The following is a 23,671-nucleotide window of genomic DNA, read 5'->3' as shown; positions in this document are numbered from 1 at the left end:
CCAGTTTCTTTTTGTATGGTTATCTAATGCAAAAGTTGGATAAAAAAAAGCCGCTCATTTAGAGCGGCTTCTATAAATTTATCAAAGAAAAATTAAGCTTCTTGCTTACTCAGCTCAACTTCTTTATTTGCTTGTACTTCTTCTTCTACAAGCGCATCAACAATAACAGCACATGCAGCATCGCCAGTGATGTTCAGAGCGGTACGAATCATATCGAAGATACGGTCAAGTGCGAATAGTAGTGGTAGACCTTCAATTGGAATACCAGCTGCTAGCAGAACCGCAACAACCAAGAATGATGGACCAGGTACACCAGCCTGACCAACCGCACCAAGAGTAGAAGTAATGATGATTGCGATGTACGCGCCCATGCCTAGCTCAATGTTAAACAATTGAGCGAAGAAGATGGCTACCAAGCCGTAGTAAATCGCGTTACCAGACATGTTGATCGTTGCACCAAGAGGCAGAACGAACGAAGCGGTCGAGTTTCTAACGCCAAGATCTTTTTCACAAGTGTCCATCGTTACAGGCAGCGTTGCCATTGAAGAAGCTGTAGATAGTGCAACTGCTTGTGGCTTCTTCATTGAAGAAAGGAATTTCTTCGCTGATGTCTTAGTGAAAATATGAACCATAGCTGGGTAAACAACGAAACCAAAGATTAGGATCGCTGCTACGTAGACCACGAACAGTTTGAATACAACCATCAGTGCGCCAAAACCAAACGTACCTACCGCTTCAGCCATCAGGCCGAATACACCGATAGGAGCAATGATCATCACTTTATTGATCATCCAAACCATCGCGTCAACAATGCAGTTAACACCGTTAATGATAGGATCACGGCGCTCTTTAGCTTGTTGCGAAATCGCAATGCCAAAGAACATACAGAATACTAGGATCTGTAGAATGTTCGCTTCGTTCAGTGACTGGAAAACGTTGGTTGGGATCATACCAGTGATGGTTGCCCAGAAAGTTGGTAGTTCACCTTTAGAAGCGTATTCAGCTGAGAACATGCCTTCAACGCCAGAAACGTCGATGCCAATACCCGGTTGGAATACTTCACCCATAAATAGAGCAAGTGCGACTGCAAGGGCCGATGTTAGACCAAAGTAACCTAGTGTTACTAAGCCCACTTTACCTGCAGACTGGCTATTACCAAGACCAGCAGCACCAGAAATCAAAGCGACAGCAACCAACGGGATTACTAGCATTTTGATTAGGTTAATAAAGATAGCACCAAGTGGCGCGAAGACCGTAGCGTCGTGACCCATCAGAGCACCAACGGCTGTACCCACGATCATTGCAATGACGACTTGCACGCCAATGTTGTTTAGCAAACTCTTTTCTTTTAACACTTCCATAACCTCTGTGCTAATAAAATGTAAAATCCTAAAATCACACACTGTTTAAATATAAATAAACGGAGAATAATTTCGCCTTCGCTTTTTACACTTATCATTCACAATTGGCAATATGCTAAACAGCTTTATTGATGAAATAATCGATATTTCATTGACGGGTGCTAACTTTTTGCTCAATAGCAAACGTTTGCTATTTGTTTTTCAAATGCGTCGCTGGATGAATTATCAATCCAGTTAATGGTGTGGCCTTTTTTTGAGCAAACATTTGTTAACAAAATGTTTGCTATTTTAAGGTTGGGAAAGAACGTATTTATTGCCTGATATTTCTAGCAATAATTAGGATGCAAGCTCACACTTTAGTGATTTCATGTTTATAAATGTTAAATATTTTACATTCTCGGGATGTTAAGTGTTGTAAATATAATGTTAATGAGTGGTGAGTTAAAAATGCAATAACCGTATAAAGCCACTGTATTGTTAACTTTTTGTTGTTGAATATTTAATAGCAACGTGAATGCCAATAATCTAGAGGTGGAGTCATTATGATGAATCTTGCTGCTGCGCTGCAGCGAAATGCTGCCAGTAAGCCTGATAAGACAGCGTTGATATGCGGTGACTTGGAAGTTTCTTATTCTCAATTTGATGCGATCGCAGGCAAAATCGCGACGTCTTTGATCAATAGTGGTGTCAAACCGGGTGACCGAGTCGCGTTGTCGTGTCCTAATCTGCCTTTCTTTGCGTTTATCTATTTCGCTGTTCAGAAAGCGGGTGCAGTTGCCGTACCACTCAACGTGTTGTTGAAAGCAAGAGAAATTAAATATCACCTAGAAGACTCAAACGCTAAGTTTTTCTTCTGTTTTGAAGGTACGCCAGAGCTGCCAATGGCCAGAGAAGGTGTGAAAGCTTTTAAGGAAGTTGAAACCTGCGAACACATGGTGGTAATGACCCAGTCGCAGGCTGATTTAGAGTGGGGTGGTGTACCAACACTTAACGCCTTTATTCGTGACGTTGAACCACTAACTGATTACGTGCCACGTAATGCGGATGACACCTGTGTTGTGTTGTATACCTCGGGTACGACCGGAATGCCGAAAGGGGCGGAGTTAACGCAACAAAACATTGTGATGAATGCTATTGTTGGGCAGAACGTCATGGCCATGCAAGGGGACGATGTACACTTAGTAACCTTGCCTCTATTCCATACATTTGGTCAAACCGTGCACTTGAATGCAAGTGTCTTGGGTGGTGCAACTTTGGTTCTTGTTCCTCGATTTGAACCTTCTCATATTCTTGAATTGATCGAAAAACACAAAGTGACCATTTTCGCTGGTGTACCAACAATGTACATCGGTATGCTTCATGCAGATACTGATTATGATATTTCGTCGCTACGTGTGGCGGCAAGTGGTGGTTCATCGTTACCAACAGAAGTGTTCCGTGCGTTTGAAGAAAAGTTCAACGTGCCTATTCTGGAAGGTTACGGTTTATCTGAAACGAGTCCTATTGCCTGTTTCAACCATTTAGATCAAGAGCGAATTCCTGGATCGGTTGGCCAGCCTATCCAAGGTGTGGAGGTTAAGCTTGTCGATTTAGATGGTAATAAAGTGGCTTTAGGTGAAGAAGGTGAAATCGTCGTTCGTGGTCATAACGTCATGAAAGGTTACTTGGGGCGTCCAGAAGTAACAGAGTCTGTGCTGAAAAACGGCTGGTTCCACACCGGTGACGTTGGTCGCTTCGATGAAGCAGGCAACTTGTACATTGTGGATCGAATCAAAGACTTGATTATTCGTGGCGGCTTTAACGTTTACCCTCGTGAAATTGAAGAAGTATTCATGACACACCCTGCCGTTGCGATGGTTGCGGTGATTGGTATTCCTCATCAAGAGTACGGAGAGGAAATTAAGGCTTACGTGGTTCTTAAACCTGATCAAGATATTGAAGCGGCGGAGCTTCAGGCTTGGGGACGTGAACATTTAGCGGCATTTAAATATCCTCGTTTTGTTGAAATTCGTGACCAACTCCCGATGAGTGCAACAGGTAAGATCTTAAAGCGCGAGTTGAAAGCAGAACTCAAAGTCGCTTAGACAGATGATTAAATGCAAAGCCAGCTAGTGATTAGCTGGCTTTTTTGTTTTCTGAAGATCGGGATGATGCAGCGGTTGGGTTATTCGAGTTGTTTGAGATACTCTTCCATCTCTAAAGGGTTGGGAATAGTGATGCTCCCGTAGCTCAGCTTAAGTATTCCCAATTCTTCAAGTTTTTTTAATACTTTGTGCACACTTTGGCGGGTTAGTCCCATCATATTCGCGATGTGTTCTCGTGTTACACGAACCACACAAGGATCGGCACTTATTGCCCGATTGGTTTGATAAGTCGCGAGTAAAAGTAACCGGCGACCAATGCGCTCTTCGATGCCTCGTATTGCATCATCTTCTATAACGGATATTGCTGACCATAGTCTTCGACTCATAAGATCCAGAATGACCGGGTAACTTTGAGGGTACTTCGCTAGCAACTGACGGAATTTATCCCCTTGTAGTTCTAGGAGTGTCACGTCGGAATGAGCCGTTGCTCCGAATATGCGCGGCATGCCTGGCGAGAAAACATTATCTCCGAACCAGCCGCCAGCATCGAAAATCATTAACGTGACTTCCTTACCTTTTGTACTTATCGAGTTGACTCTTACTGCTCCTTTAGCAATCACCATTAGAGATGAATGCTTGTCTCCTTTATTGCAGATAAGCGCTTTTTCGTCGAAATGCCGGGTCCTTGCAATTTGTACCGCGTCATTTATGCCCTCTTCAGGTAATCCAGATAGGACGGGGCATTGAAGCAACAACTTTTTTAACTCTTCCATGTCGGTACCTTAATGCAGCACTGTTAACTGAGCTATTTTAACATTTTATAATTCGATGCACTCAAGGGGGCTTATGTCGAGAGAAGGTTATAATCTGAATTTGTGATGGGTCTCTATTTGAGTGAGCATCGTTAGTTTAAGAAGCGGTTTGTTTGAGAAGTGGTTTATATGAAAAGTCAGACGCTTAGATAGAGAGTTGAGTCGTTCATCCACCAGACAAAAAAACGCCCACTTATTGTAATTAGTGGGCGTTTATTAATCTTCAAGAAGAATGCTTATTTTTGAGTGGCTGCCTTCATTGCCGAAACAAACTCACCAAGCTTGTCCAACATAATCTGTGGCTGCTCTGTGTTCGTTTCAATGATTTTAACCACGGCTGAACCAGAGATAGCGCCAGCAGCACCGGCTTCTATCGCCTGCTTCACTTGTTCTGGCTCCGAGATACCGAAGCCAAGTAATGCTGGTGGTGCATCGAACTGACTCAGTCTTTCTAGCAACTGTCCGACTGGCATATTCGCTTTGGTTTCGGTACCTGTCACGCCTGCGCGAGAAAGCAGGTATGTGTAACCTCCGCTCAATTCTGCAACTTGTTCTAAGGTTTCATCACTGGCCGTTGGAGGTGCAATAAATATCGGGTGAATACCGAACTTCTCTGCTGCTGCGACAAACTCTGCGCTTTCATTGGTTGGTACGTCGGCAATCAGAACGGAATCGATACCAGCTTTTGCACAGAGTTCGTAAAAGTTCTCAATACCACGTGAGTATACGAGGTTTGCATACATCAAAAGGCCAATAGGCAGTTCTGGGTATTTTGCGCGAATTTTACCGATTTGCTCAAAGCAGATACCTGGTGTTGCACCTGATTCCAAAGCACGCTTATTTGCGCCCTGGATTGTTGGGCCATCTGCAAGAGGATCGGAGAAAGGGATACCTAGCTCAAGTGCGTCAGCACCTGATTCAACCAGAGTTTCCATTATTTTGTATGACTGCTCTGCATTTGGATCACCAACCGTTACGAACGGTACAAACGCACCTTGGTTCTTTTCGTTCAGGCGAGCAAACATCTTCTCATAACGACTCATTAGATCACTCCTTTTTCTTCTAGGATGGCGTTTACGGTGAAGATGTCTTTGTCACCACGACCGGATAAGTTGACGACCAAAAGCTGTTCTTTTTCTGGATTCTCGCGAGCCATACGCAGCGCGTGCGCAAGTGCGTGAGATGATTCAAGAGCCGCAATGATACCTTCGCTACGCGCGATTTCCTGAAACGCATCTAGCGCTTCATCATCGGTGACGTTAGCGTATTCCGCACGGCCAATAGAATTCAAGTGTGCGTGCTGAGGGCCCACTGATGGAAAATCAAGACCCGCAGAAACAGAGTAGGACTCTTCGATCTGTCCGTTTTCATCTTGCATGATTGGCGCTTTCATACCGAAATAAATGCCTGTCTTACCGTGTTTCAGCGGCGCACCGTGTTGGTCGGTATCAATACCTTTACCCGCAGGTTCGACACCAATAAGGCGCACACCTTCCTCTTCGATAAAATCAGCAAACATACCAATGGCGTTAGAACCACCACCAACACAAGCGATGACCGCATCTGGAAGACGTCCTTCACGAGCCAGAATCTGGTTCTTGGTTTCTTCACCAATCATACGCTGAAATTCGCGAACGATAGTTGGGAACGGGTGAGGACCCGCTGCAGTACCAAGTAGGTAGTGTGCTTCTTCGTAAGTTGCTGACCAGTCACGTAGTGCTTCATTACACGCATCTTTCAGAGTGGCAGAGCCTGAGTGTACTGGAATGACTTCAGCGCCCATGAGTTTCATGCGGAACACGTTCGGGCTTTGACGCTCAACGTCTTTAGCACCCATATATACGCGACATTTCAGGCCAAGTAGCGCACATGCAAGTGCTGTGGCTACGCCATGTTGACCAGCGCCAGTTTCGGCGATGATTTCTGTTTTGCCCATGCGCTTAGCCAGTAGAGCCTGACCTAGCACCTGGTTAGTTTTGTGTGCACCGCCGTGGAGTAAGTCTTCACGCTTTAGGTACAGTTTGGTTTTTGTACCTTTGGTTAAGTTTCGAGTAAGCGTCAGCGCGGTAGGGCGACCTGCGTACTCCTGAAGAAGTGTCATGAATTCGCTACGGAACTCTGGATCTTCCTGTGCATCAATAAACGCTTGCTCAAGTTGCTCCAATGCAGGAACGAGGATTTGCGGAACGTACTGACCGCCATATTCGCCAAAGTAGGCATTCAGTTTTGCCATCGTGATAGTCCTTCTCGTATTTTTTTGCTACGAATAATTTTAGTAGTTGCGAATTGCGTTAAACGCGGCCTGCAACTTCTGTGCATCTTTTTTACCTGGCGCGCTTTCTACGCCAGAGTTTAAATCCAATCCCAAGCAGCCTAGTGATGCCGCTTGTTGAGCATTCTCAGGCGAGAGTCCACCTGCCAGCATAATTTGACTCGTGTCGCCGATAAGTGACCAATCGAATGCTTGCCCGGTGCCGCCCGATTGATTTCCTACTTGTGCATCCAGTAGATGACGATCAACGTTTTCAGCAAGCAAAGACGGCACGCTCTCTTTGACGCCATACGCTTTCCAAATTTCAACGCCAGCAGGAAGCTCGGCCTTTAACTGGTTGACGTAGCTTTGATCTTCAGCGCCATGCAGTTGCACCGCTTTCAAGCCGAGTGATGTGACTATCGAAGCCACAAAGTCAATCTCATGATTTTGAAAAACACCCACGTATTGAAGCGGAGCACCGCTCATCGTCATACGAGCTGTTTCAAGATCGACGGAACGTTTTGATTGTTCGACGAAAATCAGGCCACCAAACACTGCGCCTGCTTTATACGCTTTTGCTGCGTCGTCAGGGTGGGTCAAGCCACAAACTTTATTTTCACCCAATGTCACCTTGCGAACCGCGAGCTCCAGGTTGTCTTCTGACATAAGTGAGCTGCCAATCAGGAATCCGTCAGCATAAGCCGCTAAATCGCGAACTTGCTGGTGGGTGTAAATGCCTGACTCTGAAATAACCGTCGCTTCTGGGGCGAGTTTTCGAATCAATGGTGCCAGCTCTTTGGTACGGTTTAAGTCAGTACTTAAATCGCGTAGGTTACGGTTGTTGATGCCGATAACAAGGGCTCCCAAGTCAACCGCACGATGTAGCTCTTCTTCGTTACTGACTTCTGTCAGAATCCCCATTTTCAGGCTGTGTGCGACTTCAGCTAATGCTTTGTACTCTTCATCTTTGAGCACAGACAGCATCAATAAGATGGCGTCAGCCCCGTAGTGACGCGCCAAGTAAACTTGGTAAACGTCCACCATAAAATCTTTACAAAGTACTGGCTGAGTGACCTGGCTGCGCACTTGTGGAATAAAGTCGAAGCTGCCCTGAAAGTATTTCTCGTCAGTTAAGACAGAAATGGCATCAGCATGACTGTTGTAAACCGATGCGATGTAGTCTAGATCGAAGTTGTCTCTGATGAGCCCTTTCGAAGGTGAGGCTTTTTTACACTCGGTAATAAAGACCGTTTTTTCGCCGCTGAGTGCGTCGTAGAAGCTACGATCTGACAGTTCTAAATCGGATTGAAATGTACTCAAATGCTGAGAAGCTTTACGTTCTGCGACCCACGTATATTTGTCACGAACAATCTTAGCGAGTACTTCCGCCATTTCTGCTTCTTTTTTTGACACGTGCTCTGAAAGGTTATCCGCTTTTTGAGGGTTGAAATCCGTCATCTTGATTATTTCCTTAAGCGTGTTCGGCAAGTTGCTGTACTAACTGATAAGCCTTGCCTGAATTCATTGCCTCAATCGCTTGCTGCGTATTGGTTTTTAAATCTTCGTGACCGAACAGACGCATGAGCAAGGCCACGTTCGCCGCGACAGCACCAAGCTGAGCGTCGGTTCCTTTTCCCGTGAGAATATTAGTGGTGATGGCTTTATTCTCTTCTGGAGCGCCACCTTTAATCGCTTCTAGCGGGTGTGTCTCTAGGCCGAAGTCTTCTGGCGTCAGTGTGTACTCGACAATTTTACCATCTTTAATTTCTGCCACGGTGGTTGGCCCATGAATAGCAACTTCATCCAAACCACTACCGTGTACCACTGCTGCGCGCTTCATACCCATTTGTAGCATGGTTTCTGCGATAGGACGAACTAGTTCTTCGCTGTAAACGCCCATTAATTCAATGTTAGGGCGAGCAGGGTTAATCAGTGGACCGAGAATATTGAAGATGGTGCGTGTTTTCATGGTTTGACGTACTGGCATCGCATGACGCACACCGCCGTGGTATTGAGGGGCAAATAGAAATGCAACGCCGATCTCGTCCATGGCTGTGCGTGTATCTTCAGGGCTCATGGCAAGGTTGATGCCAAAAGAATCCAAGAGATCAGAAGAGCCCGATTTACTGGATACACTGCGGTTACCATGTTTCGCTACTTTTACGCCACATGCCGCCGCGACAAAAGCTGCTGTGGTGGAAATATTGATGGTATCGTGACCATCACCGCCCGTACCGACGATATCGGCAAAGTCATAGTCTGGACGCGGGAATGGTTTTGCGTTGGCAAGTAGAGCTTTTGCCGCACCTGCAATCTCTTCGGGGGTTTCCCCTTTAATCTTTAACGCCGTTAGAACAGATGCCATCAAAATTGGGTCGAGTTCACCACGGATAATGGTATCGAATAATTGCTGGCTTTCTTCTTGAGTAAGAGACTGTTGTTCGTATAGTTTGTTGATAATCGCTTCCATAATTCCTCTCCCTATGTCCTTATGCGTTGTTTTTCTCAAGTGCCCATTCGATAGCATTGGCTAGTAGGGTAGCTCCATACGTGGTCATAATTGATTCCGGGTGGAACTGGAATCCGCAAACTTTATCTTTCTCGTGTACTACTGACATGGTTAGTCCGTCCACTTCAGCGGTAACGGTCAGCGTTTCTGGAACAGAGGTTGCGACCAATGAGTGATAACGAGCAATAGCCAGTGGCGATGGCAAATTGGCGTAAGTGGCGTGATTTTCATGTTCCATCATCGACACTTTGCCGTGAATGATCTCGCCTGCGCCCGCAACAGTGCCGCCATAAGCTTCAACGATGGCTTGATGGCCAAGACAGATGCCTATCATTGGCACTTTGCCTTTCATGCGCTGAATTAAGTCTGGCATTGAGCCCGCTTCAGAAGGGGCGCCCGGACCAGGCGAAAGAAGAACAACCGGGTTCTCCAGGTCATTTACTGCCTGCTCTATGTTTTCTGCCGAGATATTATTACGGTAAATTTTTACTGAGTGGCCGAGTGAACGAAATTGATCCACTAGGTTATAAGTAAAAGAGTCAAAATTATCGATAAATACAATATTAGCCATGGTCTGCTACTCCTCCTTCTTTGTAGGTTGAGAATGGGCTGCTTGAATAGCAGAAATAACGGCTTGTGCCTTACCGCGGGTTTCATCCGCCTCTGCTTGTGGGGCTGAATCGAACACCACACCAGCGCCTGCTTGTACTTGAGCAATACCGTTTTCAACATACGCAGAGCGAATCACGATACACGTATCGAGTGTGCCTTCTCCGGTTAGGTAGCCAACTGCACCGCCATAGCTTCCGCGGCGTACACCTTCCACGTCACGAATCAACTGCATAGCGCGAATTTTTGGCGCGCCTGTCAGTGTGCCCATATTCATGCTTGCCTGATAAGCGTGCAGTGCGTCTAAATCTTCACGTAATTGGCCAACGACACGAGACACCAAGTGCATGACATGACTGTAGCGGTCGACTTTAAGTAGATCGGCTACATAGCGGCTACCTGCTTTAGAGATACGTGCGACGTCGTTACGTGCCAGGTCAACTAACATCATGTGTTCTGCGTTTTCTTTCATGTCAGTACGCAGTTCAAGTTCAATGCGGCTGTCGAGATCAAAGTCGATTTCTCCGTTCGGGCGTTTGCCACGGCGGCGAGTGCCTGCGATTGGGTATATCTCGACCTGATTGGTGTCGGTTTCGTACTTCAATGCACTTTCTGGAGAGGCCCCAAATAGAGTGAATAACTCATCTTGCATGTAAAACATGTATGGACTTGGGTTGCTCTTCTTCAGCTCTTTATATGCCGCCAGCGGGGAAGGGCAAGGAAGCGTGAAACGGCGTGAAGGGACAACCTGGAAAATATCCCCTTTCACTACATACTCTTTTAAATCACTTACAATCTGGCAGAAGTCTTCATCAGATATGCTTGGTTGAGCCGTCACATCGGTCAGTTTAGCCGCACTAGGCAGATGCTTAGGTGCGCTACATTGTTCGCCTATCTCTGCAATGCGAGCTTCTAAGGTTGCTTGTTGTGAGTTATCGACAAATAGCGTTGCTTGCAAATGGCAAGACTCAGTTTGATGGTCAACGACGAGTAGAGTTTCCGCTACGTAAAACACGTAATCTGGACATTGATTGGTCGCATCTGCATGACCCAAAGGTTCGAAACTTGCCACTAAGTCGTAAGCGAATAAACCACCAAGGAAAATCGCGTGCTTATCTTTATCTGCAAGATCAAAACTGTGTTGAACCAAACGCAGTGCATCGAATGAAGAAGCTTCACGTAAGCGAGAATCTTCATCCAGAGTGTCGCATGGTTGGGCAAAGTCTAGCGTGAAAGTCTCACCATCAAATTGAGAAGTGACGTCACTACGTACGTTGTTATTGAGATGAGCAAGCAAGTTTTTACCATTGTCCGTTAATGCATGCATGGTGACGGAGTGGTCATAACAAACAATGCGAACCGCAGAGTCGACGATCAAAAGTGACTTCAAATCCTGTTTCGAATCAATTTCCGCAGATTCTAGAAGTAAGCTATCCGTCTTATTTTCACATAGGGTGTGAAACAAGCGGGTCGGGTCTTGATTGTAAGGAACAGAAGCCGTTAATACTTCCAGTTGTCCAAGATTCTTGATTTCAATGGCCTTGTTCACAAGACCTCCTTATAGCTATTTTAATCTTCCTGCTGAACATAGTGGCATAAACTAGGCGTAGGCCCAATTAAGAGTTTACGAGATCCGGTTAATGTTTAAGCAGTTAAACGTGAAAAGGGCGAAAAAATAAAAAGCCCGCTTTGGAAGCGGGCTTTTTAACGTTTTAATTTCTAAACTAGAAGTACACGTTTGCCCACCAAGAACTTGTCCAAGTGCGCCACCAAGCAACGTCTGCCGAGCTTGTCTTGTTCAGACAAACTGCAACTTTCGCTTTTTGGTTTTGCTTCAATTCTTGTAACATAGTGAGCCTTGAATAATGAGTTCTGTATTTGCGTACTAGTTAACTAGTGCGGAGATGAAAAGTCAACCCCAAAACAGCATTAAAACGATAAAAAATATGAGAATTGATTTACACAGCCATACCACAGCTTCTGATGGCCGACTGGAACCGAAAGATTTAGTGGATAGGGCACTGAGTTTTGATATCGAAGTTTTGGCGATTACAGACCATGATACCGTTGACGGTTTAGTGCCAGCAAAACAGTATGTAAAAGAGAATCAGTTGCCGATACAAATCATTAATGGCATCGAAATCTCAACCGTTTGGCAAAATAAAGATATCCATATCGTGGGTTTGAATATTGATCCCGATAATCCAGCGTTGAAGACGCTTATTGAACAACAAAAACAGCATCGAATCACTCGTGCCGAGTTGATCGCATCGCGTCTGCAGAAAGCGACCCGCGAAGGCGTTCTGGAAGAGGTACAACAGATTGCGGGCGGTGCGCCAATTACACGTGCGCATTTTGCGAAATGGTTGGTTGACAATGGTTTCGCTAAAAATATGCAAATGGTGTTTAAAAAATACCTAACGCGTAACAACCCCGGTTATGTGCCACCAAATTGGTGTTCGATGAAAGATGCAATAGATTCGATTCACGCTGCTGGTGGCCACGCGGTGTTAGCTCATCCGGGGCGATATCAGTTGACAGCAAAGTGGATTAAGCGTCTTCTTGCTGCATTCGCGGAAGCAAATGGTGACGCGATGGAAGTCGCTCAGCCACAACAAGCACAACAAGAAAGACGCAACCTGGCGGATTATGCTATACAATACAAACTATTAGCGTCCCAAGGTAGCGACTTTCACTATCCATCTCCTTGGATGGAGTTGGGTCGAAACCTCTGGTTGCCGTCCGGCGTAGAACCAGTTTGGAAAGATTGGGGCATTGACCCTTCGTTGGATCGCAACGAAGTCCACGCTCCATAAGGATATAGAGCCGAGAGGCTCGATAATGAGGAATTACAATGAGCCAGTTTTTTTACGTTCATCCAGAAAACCCACAGGCTCGCTTGATTAATCAAGCAGTAGCAATCATTCGTAACGGCGGTGTCGTGGTTTACCCAACCGACTCGGGTTATGCGCTTGGCTGTCAACTGGAGAACAAACAGGCGTTAGAGCGTATCTGTCAGATCCGTCGACTGAACGATAAGCACAACTTCACGTTGTTATGTAGAGATTTATCGGAGATTTCGCTGTACGCACGCGTAGATAACAGCGCGTTTCGATTATTGAAAAGCAATACACCGGGACCTTACACATTCATCTTCAAAGGCACAAAAGAAGTGCCTCGTCGTTTGATGAATGCAAAGCGTAAAACCATCGGTATTCGTGTTCCTAATAACCAGATCGCGCTTGATCTGCTCGAAGCATTAGGTGAGCCGATGATGTCTACGTCGTTGATCCTGCCGAACAGTGACGTCACTGAGTCAGATCCAGAAGACATCCGTGATAAGTTGGAGCATGCAGTAGATGTGATACTTAACGGTGGCTACTTAGGCGAGCAGCCAACGACAGTGATCGATTTTAGTGAAGGAGAGCCCGTAGTGGCTCGCTTAGGAGCTGGTGACCCTGCACCGTTTGAGTAAATCACATATCATCGTTGATAATGAAAGGAGGCCAATGTGCCTCCTTTTGTTTTTTAGTGGTAAAAGGCCACGGTTTTTTAACTAGATTGTGTAGCAGAGGACTACGTGGATTTTGCTTACATTAAGTCAGAAAGTTACGTATAATGGCGGACTGAAAAAATCCCGTGAAGATGGGTAGATTGCATAATACAGACCAATCCTGGTCTAGACGTCTGTGAAGACGACACATAGGTAGATAAATGAGCGAAAAGTTACAAAAAGTATTAGCACGTGCTGGTCACGGTTCTCGTCGCGAGATTGAATCGTTAATTAAATCCGGCCGCGTAAGCGTGAACGGTAATGTCGCTAAACTTGGTGAAAGACTTGAAGATGAGAGCAGTGTCGTTCGTATCGATGGTCACATTGTGTCTGCGAAGATACAAGAGGAAGTGGTCTGTCGTGTGCTGGCATACTACAAGCCTGAAGGTGAACTGTGTACTCGTCATGATCCAGAAGGTCGCCGTACTGTTTTTGATCGCCTGCCAAAAATTCGTGGCTCGCGTTGGATTTCAGTAGGTCGTCTGGATGCAAACACTTCAGGTCTGCTGCTTTTCACTACGGATGGTGAATTGGCAAACCGCCTAATGCACCCAAGTCGCCAGGTTGAGCGTGAATATCTAGTACGTGTGTTCGGTGAAGTAACTGAACAAAAAGTTCGTAATCTAGTAAAAGGCGTAGAGCTAGAAGACGGTATGGCTCGCTTTGAAGACGTTGTTTACGCTGGTGGTGAAGGCATGAACCACACCTTCTATGTTGTAATCAATGAAGGTCGTAACCGAGAAGTCCGTCGTCTATGGGAATCTCAAGATTGTACGGTAAGCCGTCTGAAGCGTGTTCGTTACGGTGATATCTTCCTAGACAAAAAGCTGCCACGTGGTGGTTGGATGGAACTGGACCTGAAAGAAGTAAACTACCTGCGTGAGCTAGTAGAACTTCGCCCAGAGAAAGAAACCATGCTTGATCTGAACAAAGATAACACCTCACGTAAACGTGAACGTGCACGTAGCCAGAAAATTCGTCGTGCAGTTAAGCGCCACGAAGAGCGTGTAAATACGCCTAAAGGCCGCAGCAATAATCCTGCTCGTCGCAAGACAAAGAAAAGTGCTGGTGAGCAAGGCGTTCGCAACAAGCATCGTTAAGCTCGGCTAAAAAATTAGAAAGGCTTGCCCATTGGCAAGCCTTTTTCTTATTGCAAGCGAATAAAAAACACCAGCTCGAAGGCTGGTGTTTTACTTATCAGTTAGGGAAGCGTTAGTCGCGCTTCCAAAGCATATGACAGAACTTGTGGTCTGGGTCTCGGCTGATTAGCATACGAGCAAACACGTCATCAAGTACGTCATTTTCCTCGTTTACTAGGCCGATACGCACTTCTGCATACACCTCTTTGTCGATCTCGAAGCCGACATGTTCAACCCAGTCATCACCGGTTTCGACAAGTTCCGCGGCACCACGATCTTCAAACTGTGCAGTAAACAGAATGACATCAGCTGGCTCGAGGTTATCTGGAGCCATTTCAAGAAAAATGTCGTACGCTGCGTCGATAACGTCGTCGTAAGAAATCAAATCAGACATGCTTATGCTCGGCTCATGTATTTACGTTCTGCAGTGTTAATCACTACTCGGTCACCTGTTGCGATGTACTCTGGAACTTGAACAGTAAGGCCAGAAGCGAAGCGGGCAGGTTTAGTACGTGCAGACGCTGACGCACCTTTGATTGATGGGTCTGTTTCTTCAATCACTAGTTCAACAGAAGAAGGTAGTTCAAGGCCAACCGCTGAACCGTCTACCACGATAACGTGGATACCTTGTGTGTCTTCATTGATGAACAGCAGATCGTCGGCTACATCATTCTCTTTAAATGTGTATTGTGAGTAATCTTCGTTATCCATGAAGATATGCTCATCGCCGTCTGCGTATGAGTACACAACGGCACGCTTGTTCATTTCAACCGTTTCAACAACATCATCAGACTTGTAACGCTCGTCTACGCGTGCACCGGTTGTTAGATCAGTACAACGCATCTTGTAGATTTTCGCGCCGCCACGACCGCCTGGAGTCGTTACTTCGATGTCTTTAACTAGAAGGGTTTTACCATTAGACTCGATTGCGAAGCCTTTCTTGATTTCACTTGCCTTTGGCATTGTATTTTCCTATTGATACTTATTACGCAAAACTCAATGATTATAGCGTTAAGTTGCCTTTCTAGCATCAAAATTCATCGTTGAAATAGGCATCACCTCTCATGAATAAACGCATTATTAGGCTTGATCCAAAATCAGTGCTGGTGGATCATAATGTTCCTGAATCTTAAGCTTTAGATCGTGTTATTTCCAATGTCTCTTCCTGTTATCGACTCAAAACAACCTTTTCAAACCGAATTCGAACCTCTGATCAGAGAAGTTCTGATGTGCCTTAAAGGTGGGCTAGGGCAGAACTTACATAGTGTGTATGTCTATGGCAGCGTTGCGCGTAAAACGGCTGTCGCAGGTAAATCGAACCTAGATTTAGTCGTTGTAACAAAAGCGGCATTTGAGTCTAACCGGGCCACATTATTGAACACTATCAAGTGGCGTACACAGCAAGGGTATCCTCAAGTAAACGGCGTTTCAGTTCGAACAGCACTGGTTAGTGAGGTGGCGAATCTCGACAGTATTTTTACCTGGGGCTTTATGCTCAAACATTGCTGTGTCTGTATTTATGGTAATGACTTATCAGACTGCTTTGGCGATTATGTTCCAAGTTGGGAGATTGCCAAGCATTGGAATATGGATGTAGAAGAGTGGCTCTCTGTCTATCGTGCGAAAATTGCTCAGGCAAAAAATGTTGAAGAGCAAACTCAAGCTCAAACGATCATTGCCAAAAAGTTGCTGCGAGCGTCGTATTCTCTGATTATGTACCGCGATAAGCGCTGGTTTGACGATCCTGTCGAATGTGGTCAGGTGTTTTTGACTTATCATCCAGAAAAGCATTTGGAGATCGAACGCCTGGGTATATTGCTTGCAGGACGAACTATCCCGAAACGCTCGGTAGTAGGGCTTTTAGATAGCTTTGGCAGCTGGCTGGTCAAGCAGTATCAAAAAACAGAGTTTCGCATCGGTTAGCTAAAGCTGGTTGTTAAAACAAGCCCATCTGCGGAGCCGACAAGGTTTCAAAGTCGGTGCCAATAAAAGGTAAAATGGCATCTGCGACAGGCTTCAATTGCTTATCAATATAGTGTTGATAGTCAATCAGGCTACTACGGTATTCATGTGGCTCAGGCCCATTGACGGTAATCACATACTCTATTCGACCACGGTTCTGATACTGTAGCGGTCGACCAAGCTTGGCATTGATTTCGTCTGCCAGTCGAGCGGCACGCACTTGGGGCGGAATGTTCTTTTGGTATTCGTGCAGTTTACGGCGCAGCTGCTTCTGATAAACCAGCTGGTCATCGAATTCACCATTATTGGTTTTCTCAACCATTTCGCGCACATAATCACTTGGGTCTTCGCCATGGAAGATCATGCCATAGAGTGTGTTTTGGAATTTTTGCGCCAGCGGTGTCCAGTCTGTGCGTGCACTTTCTAGCCCTTTGAAAATTATCTGCTCTTGTTCGCCTTCACCAATTAAGCCTGCGTAACGCTTTTTCGAGCCAGTTTCCGCGCCGCGGATCGTGGGCATCAAAAATTTACGATAGTGGGTCTCGTATTCGATTTCTAGCATTGAAGTGAGGTTGTATTCCGAACGAAGATGCGCTTGCCACCAGGTGTTAATGTGATCGACTAATTGATTTCCGACTTTATCTGCTTCTGCCTGAGTATAAGTGCGGTTTAGCGACACAAAGGTTGAGTCTGTATCACCGTAAATCACCTGATAACCTTGCTCTTCGATCAGCACTTTGGTCTGTTTCATGATCTCGTGGCCGCGCATGGTAATACTGGATGCCAGTCGTGTATCAAAAAAGCGGCAACCTGACGAACCTAGCACGCCATAGAATGAGTTCATGATGATTTTAATCGCCTGAGAGAACGCTTTTTCGTTGTTTTTCTTGGCGACATCACGTGCCGCCCAGAGCTTTTCAATCATCTCGGGCAAAAAGTGTTTTGTGCGATGGAATTGGCCGCCGCGAAACCCGGGCACGGCTTGGTTGTCTTGTTTGCCAATTTCAAGTTGAAGCCCTTCAACAAGCCCCATTGGATCAATTAAGAACGAGCGAATGATGGACGGGTACAGGCTCTTAAAATCCAAAACTAAAACGGAGTCGTAAAGGTTCGGAATTGAATCCATTACGTACCCTCCGGGGCTGGCTATCCAATTTTCAGGGTGTAAGTTCGGTGCAACATAACCCGCGCGGTGAATTTGCGGTAGATAGAGATTAGTAAATGCGGCGACGGAACCTCCAACTCGATCCAGCTCTACGCCAGTCAATCGTGAACGTTCTATCGCGAAAGCGAGCAGATGAGTATGATCGAAGATTTTATTGACCAGCACACAATCCTGAAGATTATACTTCGCTAAAGAGGGCTTATCTGAACGATACATGCGATTGATCTCATCCATACGATCATGCACGTTGTGAATTTCTTTGCCTTCACCGAGTAGTTCCTGTGAGACGGATTCCAGTGACCATGAACGAAAGTGGTATGTCGCTGTTTTTAGCGTGTCGATACCATCCATTACCACACGTCCGGGAATAGTAATGAACCCCTGTTGGCTTTGTGATGAACTACGAAAGAAGCTCGCTTGATCCGCTCTTCCTAATTTGAGCTTCATGTTGTGCCATTCCGCCCGTTTGTGCAGCAAGCGGAAATCGAAGTCAATCACGTTCCAGCCGACCACCACATCAGGGTCAAACTGTTTAAACCATGCGACTAAAGCGTCCAGTAAGGCTTTCTCGTTTTGCACCCATTGGATAGGGGTATCGGCAGGTTCAGGACCGCCTATCATAATGACTCGCGAGTCCATTGGACTGTCTAGGCCGATAGAATAGAGAATGCCTTTTTCAGAACACTCGATATCTAAAGAGACGACTTGCAGTTTAGGTGCATAGTCACCAGATCGACATTTTGCATGTTGAACGCGTTGATATCCGTTGAAATCTTGCTGGTTGCCTGTAAATTCGATGCCACCTCTGATGAAGCGTTCCATCAAATAGCGATCAGCAAGCCGAATATCGCCTTCGTATGTGGTAATGTCGTGATGTGTAAGGTTACCCTGTAACGAAATGGCATCTCGGGTAAGTTTTGTATAGCAAGCCACAAGAGCAGTGTGATCGAACGTTTTAATCTCCAGCAAACGAAATTCAACGTGAAGTTTGCTTGCTTGGGCGAGCTCTCTGACTTGCTCTAAGTCTGCTTGAGAAATAAAGAAAACGGGTTTTTCGCCATGAATCAGCAACTGAGTGGGTCCAGCTTCGGTCGATACCCATAGCTCTATCTGAGTCTGACCTTGGATATCTCGTGCCTGACGAGTGAGTAGGAAGCCTTGCTGGATGTTCAAGTGAGAAAAACCTTATCGATAATTTAAGCCTGGTATTCTAGCACCAAGAGATAAGAAGGAAACGCGTAGTGATGGCCGTTGCTGGTTTTCTTGTCGAATCAGTTTCGGGTATCGCGGTTGTATGCCCAATGCCCAGCAGATAAGAATAGCGTTGAATTCAAACGATGACATTGCCGCAAGCCGATACTTGGTTTCTGAATTCGGAGCACGGCATCTCGTTTATAGATTGACCATTTGGCGCTGATATTGAGTTGCACTGGGCAATATAAAATCTAGTTGCTTGATTTATTACAATTAATGTTGTTAATTAATCTGTATTATATTTCGGTTCTGCACAGTACGCTCTGAAGTAACCGAGTGGTTTATGAATAAGTACTTGCCAAAGTTTGCGTTTGAGCACATATTCATAGAAAGCAATTTGTCGTCAAATACGTTAGTATTAGGCGTCATACTGATATCCACATAGAACATCATGTGGGTGCAGAACCAATAGAAAGTGTGGAGATACAAGTTTGATAAATGTTTTCCTTGTAGATGATCACGAGCTGGTTCGCACAGGGATACGACGTATTATTGAAGACGTCCGTGGAATGAACGTAGCAGGAGAAGCTGACAGCGGTGAAGAGGCAGTAAAATGGTGTCGCAGTAATCATGCTGACGTCGTTTTGATGGACATGAACATGCCAGGAATCGGTGGCTTAGAAGCCACTAAGAAGATTCTTCGCTTGAATCCTGATGTAAAAATCATCGTACTTACCGTTCATACGGAAAATCCGTTTCCAACCAAAGTAATGCAGGCGGGCGCTTCTGGTTATTTAACCAAAGGTGCAGGCCCAGACGAGATGGTTAACGCGATTCGTGTGGTAAATAGTGGGCAGCGTTACATCTCTCCAGAGATTGCGCAGCAGATGGCATTGAGTCAATTCTCACCTGCTTCTGAAAACCCGTTTAAAGATTTATCTGAACGTGAATTGCAAATCATGTTGATGATTACTAAGGGTCAGAAAGTAACGGATATTTCTGAACAACTTAACTTGAGTCCAAAAACGGTGAACAGTTACCGCTATAGACTGTTTAGCAAATTGGACATTAACGGCGATGTTGAGTTAACGCACTTAGCCATTCGTCATGGAATGCTGGACACTGAGACGCTTTAGTGTGAATCCTCCTTTTGATTCGGCTTCCTTTCTCAAGACAGTAACTCATCAGCCCGGCGTGTACAGAATGTACAACGCCGAGGCTGTTGTTATTTATGTCGGAAAAGCCAAAGACCTCCAGAAGCGCCTTTCGAGTTACTTTCGTAAAAAAGTCGATAGTGAAAAAACTCGCGCACTCGTCCGCAATATTGCCAAAATCGACGTTACGGTCACTCATACCGAGACCGAAGCGCTGATCCTTGAGCACAATTACATCAAGCAATACTTACCGAAATACAACGTACTTCTGCGTGACGATAAGTCTTATCCGTATATCTTTATCAGCGGGCACAAACACCCAAGATTATCGATGCATCGAGGGGCTAAAAAGCGCAAAGGTGAGTACTTTGGGCCTTATCCGGATTCCGGTGCAGTGCGAGAAACTTTACATCTACTGCAAAAGATATTTCCTGTTCGCCAATGCGAAGATACCGTCTATTCGAACCGTACTCGTCCATGTTTGATGTATCAAATTGGGCGTTGTGCAGGGCCGTGTGTCAGCTCTATCATCTCAGACGAAGAATATGCTGAGCTGGTGGGTTTTGTTCGCTTGTTTTTACAAGGTAAAGACCAGCAAGTACTGAAGATGCTGATTGACAAAATGGAGCATGCTAGCCATCAGCTACGCTTTGAAGATGCGGCAAAGTTTCGCGATCAGATTCAGGCAATACGCCGAGTTCAGGAACAACAGTACGTTTCCGAAGACAGTATGGACGATATGGATGTGCTTGGGTTTGCGCAAGAAAGCGGAATAGCGTGTATCCATATCCTGATGATTCGTCAGGGTAAGGTTTTGGGCAGTCGAAGTCACTTCCCTAAAATTCCGCAAAATACTAGCCAGCAAGAAGTGTTTGATAGCTTCTTAACTCAGTATTATTTGAGCCACAATGAAGCGCGTACCATTCCCGCCCGGATTATTCTCAACCAGGAGCTGGCAGAGGATATTGGACCGATTCAAAAAGCTCTCACCGAAGTTGCGGGACGTAAGGTTCGTTTTCATACATCACCCACTGGTGTCAGAGGACGCTACCTCAAACTGTCGAACACCAATGCACTGACGGCAATTACCACTAAAATTAATCATAAGATGACTATCAACCAGCGCTTTCATGCCCTACGTGAAACATTGAGTATGGAGTCGATAGCGCGCATGGAGTGTTTTGATATCTCCCATACGATGGGAGAGAGCACGATTGCATCGTGTGTGGTCTTCAATAATGAAGGACCGGTTAAACAAGAATATCGCCGTTACAACATCTCGGGGATTACCGGTGGTGATGATTATGCCGCGATGGGACAGGTACTGGATCGCCGATACTCAAAGCAACTGGATGTGGAGAAAATCCCAGACATCATTTTCATCGATGGTGGTAAAGGTCAGCTAAATCGTGCTCATGAAATCATTTCACAACATTGGGGCGATTGGCCAAAACGACCAGTTTTGATTGGTATTGCGAAAGGGGTAACGCGTAAGCCAGGGCTTGAAACGTTAATAACAGTAGATGGACATGAGTTTAATCTGCCAAGTGATGCACCAGCGCTTCATCTTATTCAGCATATTCGGGACGAAAGCCATAATCATGCGATTGCAGGACATCGGGCTAAACGCGGTAAAACACGACGCACGAGTGCTTTAGAAGGGATCGAAGGTGTTGGACCGAAGCGACGTCAAGCTTTGTTAAAATACATGGGCGGATTACAGGAACTTAAACGTGCAAGTGTCGAAGAAATCGCCAAAGTACCGGGGATTAGTCACTCTTTAGCAGAAATTATTTTCCAAGCATTGAAACAATAAGGAAAATCCCGCAACATTAGCACGCAATGTGTAAGAGAATAATAAAATGCGATTGAATATCCCGAACATTCTGTCTCTTCTTAGACTGTTCTTAATTCCAGTTTTTGTGGTTGTTTTTTATCTGCCTTATTCATGGGCACCGTTTGCGGCAGCAATGGTGTTTTGGATCGCGGGCTTTACCGACTGGCTAGACGGTATGCTAGCTCGTAAACTAGGCCAAACTTCTCGGTTTGGTGCGTTTATCGATCCTGTGGCTGATAAAGTATTGGTTGCGACTGCACTGATTTTAATTACCGAATATTACCATTCTATTTGGGTTACGATTCCCGCGGTTACCATGATAGCCCGAGAAATTATCATTTCCGCTTTAAGAGAGTGGATGGCTGAAATCGGTAAACGCGCTAGTGTTGCCGTCTCGTGGGTAGGTAAAGTAAAGACCGTCGCACAGATGTTCGCGTTATGGGTGTTGATATGGCGTTATGACGAATGGATGGTTTGGGTTGGCTTTGCTGCGCTCTACATCGCTACTGTCCTCACATATTGGTCAATGATCCAATATCTTGCTGCAGCCAAAGACGATTTGCTCGATGAGAAGCATCACTAACAATTAAGTATTTTTACTAAGCAGGCGATTATGGCCTGCTTTTTTGTGCCCTTCACCTAGCAACAGCTATTGTGGCACAAAAAATAAATGTGATTTAGATCCTGTTTTTCTTTGTGTTGCTTATCCGATACAAAGAATGACCTGATTATGAAAGGTTGATGTGGGCTGGGTCTCCGGTTTCTATGGTAGGGAAGTAGTCAAAATTTCACGATAAACAAGTGTATTTGAGCAAGTTTTTGTATTAAAACTAAGCAATCTACCGTGTTTCGCACAAATTCTAGTCAAACGATTTAAAAAAATAAAAATAGTGTTGACTAGAATGCTCGAATCCGTAGAATGCATCCCGTACCCAAGAGAGCGCAGCTCAAAAGGGTGGTAAGAAAAGGTTATTTTCTTGCAATGAGGCGCCTTGGCAGAGTGGCTATGCAGCGGATTGCAAATCCGTGGACCTCGGTTCGACTCCGGGAGGCGCCTCCATTATTATTTCGAGAGTAAATGGCTTTCGAGAATAAGTGCGACACTAGCTCAGTTGGTAGAGCGCAACCTTGCCAAGGTTGAGGTCACGAGTTCGAACCTCGTGTGTCGCTCCAAAATTTAAAGATATGGCGTTAAGCGGTATCAGATGGTGTTTTACGTTTCTGTAGAGGCATCACAAAGTATATTTGTGTGCCCTGGTGGTGGAATTGGTAGACACAAGGGATTTAAAATCCCTCGGCGTTCGCGCTGTGCCGGTTCAAGTCCGGCCCGGGGCACCATCTCAATGCGACACTAGCTCAGTTGGTAGAGCGCAACCTTGCCAAGGTTGAGGTCACGAGTTCGAACCTCGTGTGTCGCTCCAAAATTCGAAAGCCCAGCATTTTCATGCTGGGCTTTTTCGTTTTCTCTCTAGCCGAAATGGCAGTTTCTAGAAGCCTTTACCTATCTCACGTCCCAACCGTATTTCTGCTTACATAGCTCAGTGTTGTTATTTCCAGCCTAATTTATGCACGTTTTCAGCTTGTTACGTGCATCTGTTATACCTCGTGACTACCTTATATAAATAAAGGTTACAAGTGTTGCCGCCATTGGCAAAATACATTTGCGTCCGAGATCAACAAATCAATGATGAAAAATCATTGCCATAAGATTTTATTTTGTGATAAATTCGCGCGCAATCTCGGAGCGTAATTTACGCCTTGATTCTCTGGGGGATACGCGTAGTGACCATTCAAGCTGATTGTGACACTACGTAGGGTAGGTATCGGCAAAGCCTTTTGTTGATAGACGGGATACTAATGCTGTAAGTGCAGCATATTAATGGGAAACCCAACATTGAAACCTTTGAATAAACACACACTAATCAGCTTCATACTGCCGAAATGCCCTGTTTTGCAAAACGGGTGTATTACGGAACCTTGATTACGTCCCAGCGCATATAGAAGTCACGATTGTCGTGACATGATTATCTGTGTTTGT

The 23,671-nt window shown here is 45.4% G+C and carries 20 protein-coding genes, 4 tRNA genes and 1 other annotated feature; of the genes, 12 read left to right on the top strand and 12 right to left on the bottom strand.

Translation table 11 applies throughout. The annotated features are described in order from the left end of the window. Positions 1 to 92 precede the first annotated feature (92 nt). Positions 93 to 1,361: a dicarboxylate/amino acid:cation symporter gene (locus tag L3V31_RS11380; RefSeq protein ID WP_237316165.1), complete on the bottom strand. Its 1,269-nt coding sequence runs from the start codon at positions 1,359 to 1,361 to the stop codon at positions 93 to 95. A gap of 542 nt (positions 1,362 to 1,903) precedes the next feature. Between L3V31_RS11380 and L3V31_RS11375 the strand changes: the two genes are divergently transcribed. Further along, a complete protein-coding gene (locus tag L3V31_RS11375; RefSeq protein ID WP_237316164.1) occupies positions 1,904 to 3,445 on the top strand; it encodes a long-chain fatty acid--CoA ligase in 1,542 nt (513 codons plus the stop codon). An 80-nt stretch (positions 3,446 to 3,525) separates the two neighbouring features. Here the strand turns inward: L3V31_RS11375 and L3V31_RS11370 are convergent, their stop codons facing one another. From L3V31_RS11370 to L3V31_RS11335, 8 genes are all read right to left on the bottom strand, one after another. Next, positions 3,526 to 4,218 carry a Crp/Fnr family transcriptional regulator gene (locus L3V31_RS11370; RefSeq protein WP_237316163.1) on the bottom strand — a complete coding sequence of 231 codons (693 nt, stop codon included), beginning with the start codon at positions 4,216 to 4,218 and terminating at the stop codon, positions 3,526 to 3,528. Positions 4,219 to 4,493: 275 nt separating this feature from the next. Further along, positions 4,494 to 5,300 (bottom strand): tryptophan synthase subunit alpha, encoded by an 807-nt coding sequence (gene trpA, locus L3V31_RS11365; RefSeq protein WP_237316162.1) that lies wholly within the window; start codon positions 5,298 to 5,300, stop codon positions 4,494 to 4,496. Further along, positions 5,300 to 6,490: a tryptophan synthase subunit beta gene (gene trpB / locus L3V31_RS11360; protein ID WP_237316161.1), complete on the bottom strand. Its 1,191-nt coding sequence runs from the start codon at positions 6,488 to 6,490 to the stop codon at positions 5,300 to 5,302. The genes trpA and trpB overlap by 1 nt, the downstream gene beginning before the upstream one ends. 39 nt (positions 6,491 to 6,529) lie before the next feature. Beyond that, positions 6,530 to 7,969, bottom strand: a complete 1,440-nt coding sequence (gene trpCF, locus L3V31_RS11355; protein ID WP_237316160.1) for a bifunctional indole-3-glycerol-phosphate synthase TrpC/phosphoribosylanthranilate isomerase TrpF — start codon at positions 7,967 to 7,969, stop codon at positions 6,530 to 6,532. 13 nt (positions 7,970 to 7,982) lie between these two features. Next, positions 7,983 to 8,981 (bottom strand): anthranilate phosphoribosyltransferase, encoded by a 999-nt coding sequence (gene trpD, locus L3V31_RS11350; protein ID WP_237316159.1) that lies wholly within the window; start codon positions 8,979 to 8,981, stop codon positions 7,983 to 7,985. A gap of 19 nt (positions 8,982 to 9,000) precedes the next feature. Next, complete coding sequence (locus tag L3V31_RS11345) at positions 9,001 to 9,591, bottom strand: aminodeoxychorismate/anthranilate synthase component II (RefSeq protein ID WP_237316158.1); 591 nt, start codon at positions 9,589 to 9,591, stop codon at positions 9,001 to 9,003. A gap of 6 nt (positions 9,592 to 9,597) precedes the next feature. Continuing rightward, complete coding sequence (locus tag L3V31_RS11340; RefSeq protein ID WP_237316157.1) at positions 9,598 to 11,178, bottom strand: anthranilate synthase component 1; 1,581 nt, start codon at positions 11,176 to 11,178, stop codon at positions 9,598 to 9,600. Positions 11,179 to 11,303: 125 nt separating this feature from the next. Beyond that, positions 11,304 to 11,407 (bottom strand) — a sequence feature (Trp leader region). Further along, positions 11,354 to 11,479 (bottom strand): trp operon leader peptide, encoded by a 126-nt coding sequence (locus L3V31_RS11335; protein ID WP_014232405.1) that lies wholly within the window; start codon positions 11,477 to 11,479, stop codon positions 11,354 to 11,356. (Overlaps the previous feature by 54 nt.) A gap of 96 nt (positions 11,480 to 11,575) precedes the next feature. On the opposite strand from L3V31_RS11335, the gene L3V31_RS11330 reads away from it, so the two are divergent. The 3 genes from L3V31_RS11330 (at position 11,576) to rluB (ending at position 14,282) form a co-directional block, all read left to right on the top strand. Continuing rightward, complete coding sequence (locus L3V31_RS11330; RefSeq protein ID WP_237316156.1) at positions 11,576 to 12,445, top strand: PHP domain-containing protein; 870 nt, start codon at positions 11,576 to 11,578, stop codon at positions 12,443 to 12,445. Between the two features lie 38 nt (positions 12,446 to 12,483). Then, positions 12,484 to 13,104 (top strand): L-threonylcarbamoyladenylate synthase, encoded by a 621-nt coding sequence (locus tag L3V31_RS11325; RefSeq protein WP_237316155.1) that lies wholly within the window; start codon positions 12,484 to 12,486, stop codon positions 13,102 to 13,104. 239 nt (positions 13,105 to 13,343) lie between these two features. Further along, positions 13,344 to 14,282 (top strand): 23S rRNA pseudouridine(2605) synthase RluB, encoded by a 939-nt coding sequence (gene rluB, locus L3V31_RS11320; protein WP_237316154.1) that lies wholly within the window; start codon positions 13,344 to 13,346, stop codon positions 14,280 to 14,282. A gap of 112 nt (positions 14,283 to 14,394) precedes the next feature. Here rluB and L3V31_RS11315 read toward each other — a convergent pair whose 3' ends face one another. Together L3V31_RS11315 and yeiP are read right to left on the bottom strand one after the other, a co-directional pair. Then, positions 14,395 to 14,715 (bottom strand): HI1450 family dsDNA-mimic protein, encoded by a 321-nt coding sequence (locus tag L3V31_RS11315; RefSeq protein ID WP_237316153.1) that lies wholly within the window; start codon positions 14,713 to 14,715, stop codon positions 14,395 to 14,397. Positions 14,716 to 14,717: 2 nt separating this feature from the next. Further along, positions 14,718 to 15,284 (bottom strand): elongation factor P-like protein YeiP, encoded by a 567-nt coding sequence (gene yeiP, locus L3V31_RS11310; protein ID WP_237316152.1) that lies wholly within the window; start codon positions 15,282 to 15,284, stop codon positions 14,718 to 14,720. 192 nt (positions 15,285 to 15,476) lie between these two features. On the opposite strand from yeiP, the gene L3V31_RS11305 reads away from it, so the two are divergent. After that, entirely contained in the window at positions 15,477 to 16,244 is a 768-nt protein-coding gene (locus tag L3V31_RS11305) for a nucleotidyltransferase domain-containing protein (RefSeq protein ID WP_237316151.1), read from the top strand. Between the two features lie 13 nt (positions 16,245 to 16,257). On the opposite strand, the gene L3V31_RS11300 is transcribed toward L3V31_RS11305, so the two are convergent. Then, positions 16,258 to 18,621: a DNA polymerase II gene (locus L3V31_RS11300; protein ID WP_237316150.1), complete on the bottom strand. Its 2,364-nt coding sequence runs from the start codon at positions 18,619 to 18,621 to the stop codon at positions 16,258 to 16,260. 512 nt (positions 18,622 to 19,133) lie between these two features. Here L3V31_RS11300 and uvrY point away from each other — a divergent pair. From uvrY to L3V31_RS11265, 7 genes are all read left to right on the top strand, one after another. After that, the gene (uvrY, locus tag L3V31_RS11295; RefSeq protein ID WP_237316149.1) at positions 19,134 to 19,778 is read left to right on the top strand and encodes a UvrY/SirA/GacA family response regulator transcription factor; all 645 of its coding nucleotides are present in this window, start codon (positions 19,134 to 19,136) and stop codon (positions 19,776 to 19,778) included. 1 nt (position 19,779) lies between these two features. Continuing rightward, entirely contained in the window at positions 19,780 to 21,612 is a 1,833-nt protein-coding gene (uvrC, locus tag L3V31_RS11290; RefSeq protein WP_237316148.1) for an excinuclease ABC subunit UvrC, read from the top strand. A 46-nt stretch (positions 21,613 to 21,658) separates the two neighbouring features. Further along, the gene (gene pgsA / locus L3V31_RS11285; protein ID WP_237316147.1) at positions 21,659 to 22,216 is read left to right on the top strand and encodes a CDP-diacylglycerol--glycerol-3-phosphate 3-phosphatidyltransferase; all 558 of its coding nucleotides are present in this window, start codon (positions 21,659 to 21,661) and stop codon (positions 22,214 to 22,216) included. Positions 22,217 to 22,619: 403 nt separating this feature from the next. Next, positions 22,620 to 22,693 (top strand) — tRNA-Cys (locus tag L3V31_RS11280). 37 nt (positions 22,694 to 22,730) lie between these two features. After that, positions 22,731 to 22,806, top strand: a tRNA-Gly gene (locus tag L3V31_RS11275). A gap of 78 nt (positions 22,807 to 22,884) precedes the next feature. Beyond that, positions 22,885 to 22,971 (top strand) — tRNA-Leu (locus L3V31_RS11270). A 7-nt stretch (positions 22,972 to 22,978) separates the two neighbouring features. Then, positions 22,979 to 23,054, top strand: a tRNA-Gly gene (locus L3V31_RS11265). Positions 23,055 to 23,671: the final 617 nt, after the last annotated feature.

It is taken from the genome of Vibrio sp. J1-1 (assembly GCF_021728395.1).
Classification (GTDB): domain Bacteria; phylum Pseudomonadota; class Gammaproteobacteria; order Enterobacterales; family Vibrionaceae; genus Vibrio.
This window is presented reverse-complemented; position numbering and strand designations above follow the sequence as displayed.

Excerpts from the sequence above, each read along its gene's own strand:
- L3V31_RS11335 (WP_014232405.1), bottom strand. The coding sequence starts at position 11,479 with ATGTTACAAGAATTGAAGCAAAACCAAAAAGCGAAAGTTGCAGTTTGT.
- yeiP (WP_237316152.1), bottom strand. The coding sequence starts at position 15,284 with ATGCCAAAGGCAAGTGAAATCAAGAAAGGCTTCGCAATCGAGTCTAAT.
- rluB (WP_237316154.1), top strand. The coding sequence starts at position 13,344 with ATGAGCGAAAAGTTACAAAAAGTATTAGCACGTGCTGGTCACGGTTCT.
- trpD (WP_237316159.1), bottom strand. The coding sequence starts at position 8,981 with ATGGAAGCGATTATCAACAAACTATACGAACAACAGTCTCTTACTCAA.
- L3V31_RS11315 (WP_237316153.1), bottom strand. The coding sequence starts at position 14,715 with ATGTCTGATTTGATTTCTTACGACGACGTTATCGACGCAGCGTACGAC.
- L3V31_RS11380 (WP_237316165.1), bottom strand. The coding sequence starts at position 1,361 with ATGGAAGTGTTAAAAGAAAAGAGTTTGCTAAACAACATTGGCGTGCAA.
- L3V31_RS11345 (WP_237316158.1), bottom strand. The coding sequence starts at position 9,591 with ATGGCTAATATTGTATTTATCGATAATTTTGACTCTTTTACTTATAAC.
- trpA (WP_237316162.1), bottom strand. The coding sequence starts at position 5,300 with ATGAGTCGTTATGAGAAGATGTTTGCTCGCCTGAACGAAAAGAACCAA.
- L3V31_RS11370 (WP_237316163.1), bottom strand. The coding sequence starts at position 4,218 with ATGGAAGAGTTAAAAAAGTTGTTGCTTCAATGCCCCGTCCTATCTGGA.
- L3V31_RS11305 (WP_237316151.1), top strand. The coding sequence starts at position 15,477 with ATGTCTCTTCCTGTTATCGACTCAAAACAACCTTTTCAAACCGAATTC.
- L3V31_RS11325 (WP_237316155.1), top strand. The coding sequence starts at position 12,484 with ATGAGCCAGTTTTTTTACGTTCATCCAGAAAACCCACAGGCTCGCTTG.
- L3V31_RS11330 (WP_237316156.1), top strand. The coding sequence starts at position 11,576 with ATGAGAATTGATTTACACAGCCATACCACAGCTTCTGATGGCCGACTG.
- L3V31_RS11375 (WP_237316164.1), top strand. The coding sequence starts at position 1,904 with ATGATGAATCTTGCTGCTGCGCTGCAGCGAAATGCTGCCAGTAAGCCT.
- trpB (WP_237316161.1), bottom strand. The coding sequence starts at position 6,490 with ATGGCAAAACTGAATGCCTACTTTGGCGAATATGGCGGTCAGTACGTT.
- pgsA (WP_237316147.1), top strand. The coding sequence starts at position 21,659 with ATGCGATTGAATATCCCGAACATTCTGTCTCTTCTTAGACTGTTCTTA.
- trpCF (WP_237316160.1), bottom strand. The coding sequence starts at position 7,969 with ATGACGGATTTCAACCCTCAAAAAGCGGATAACCTTTCAGAGCACGTG.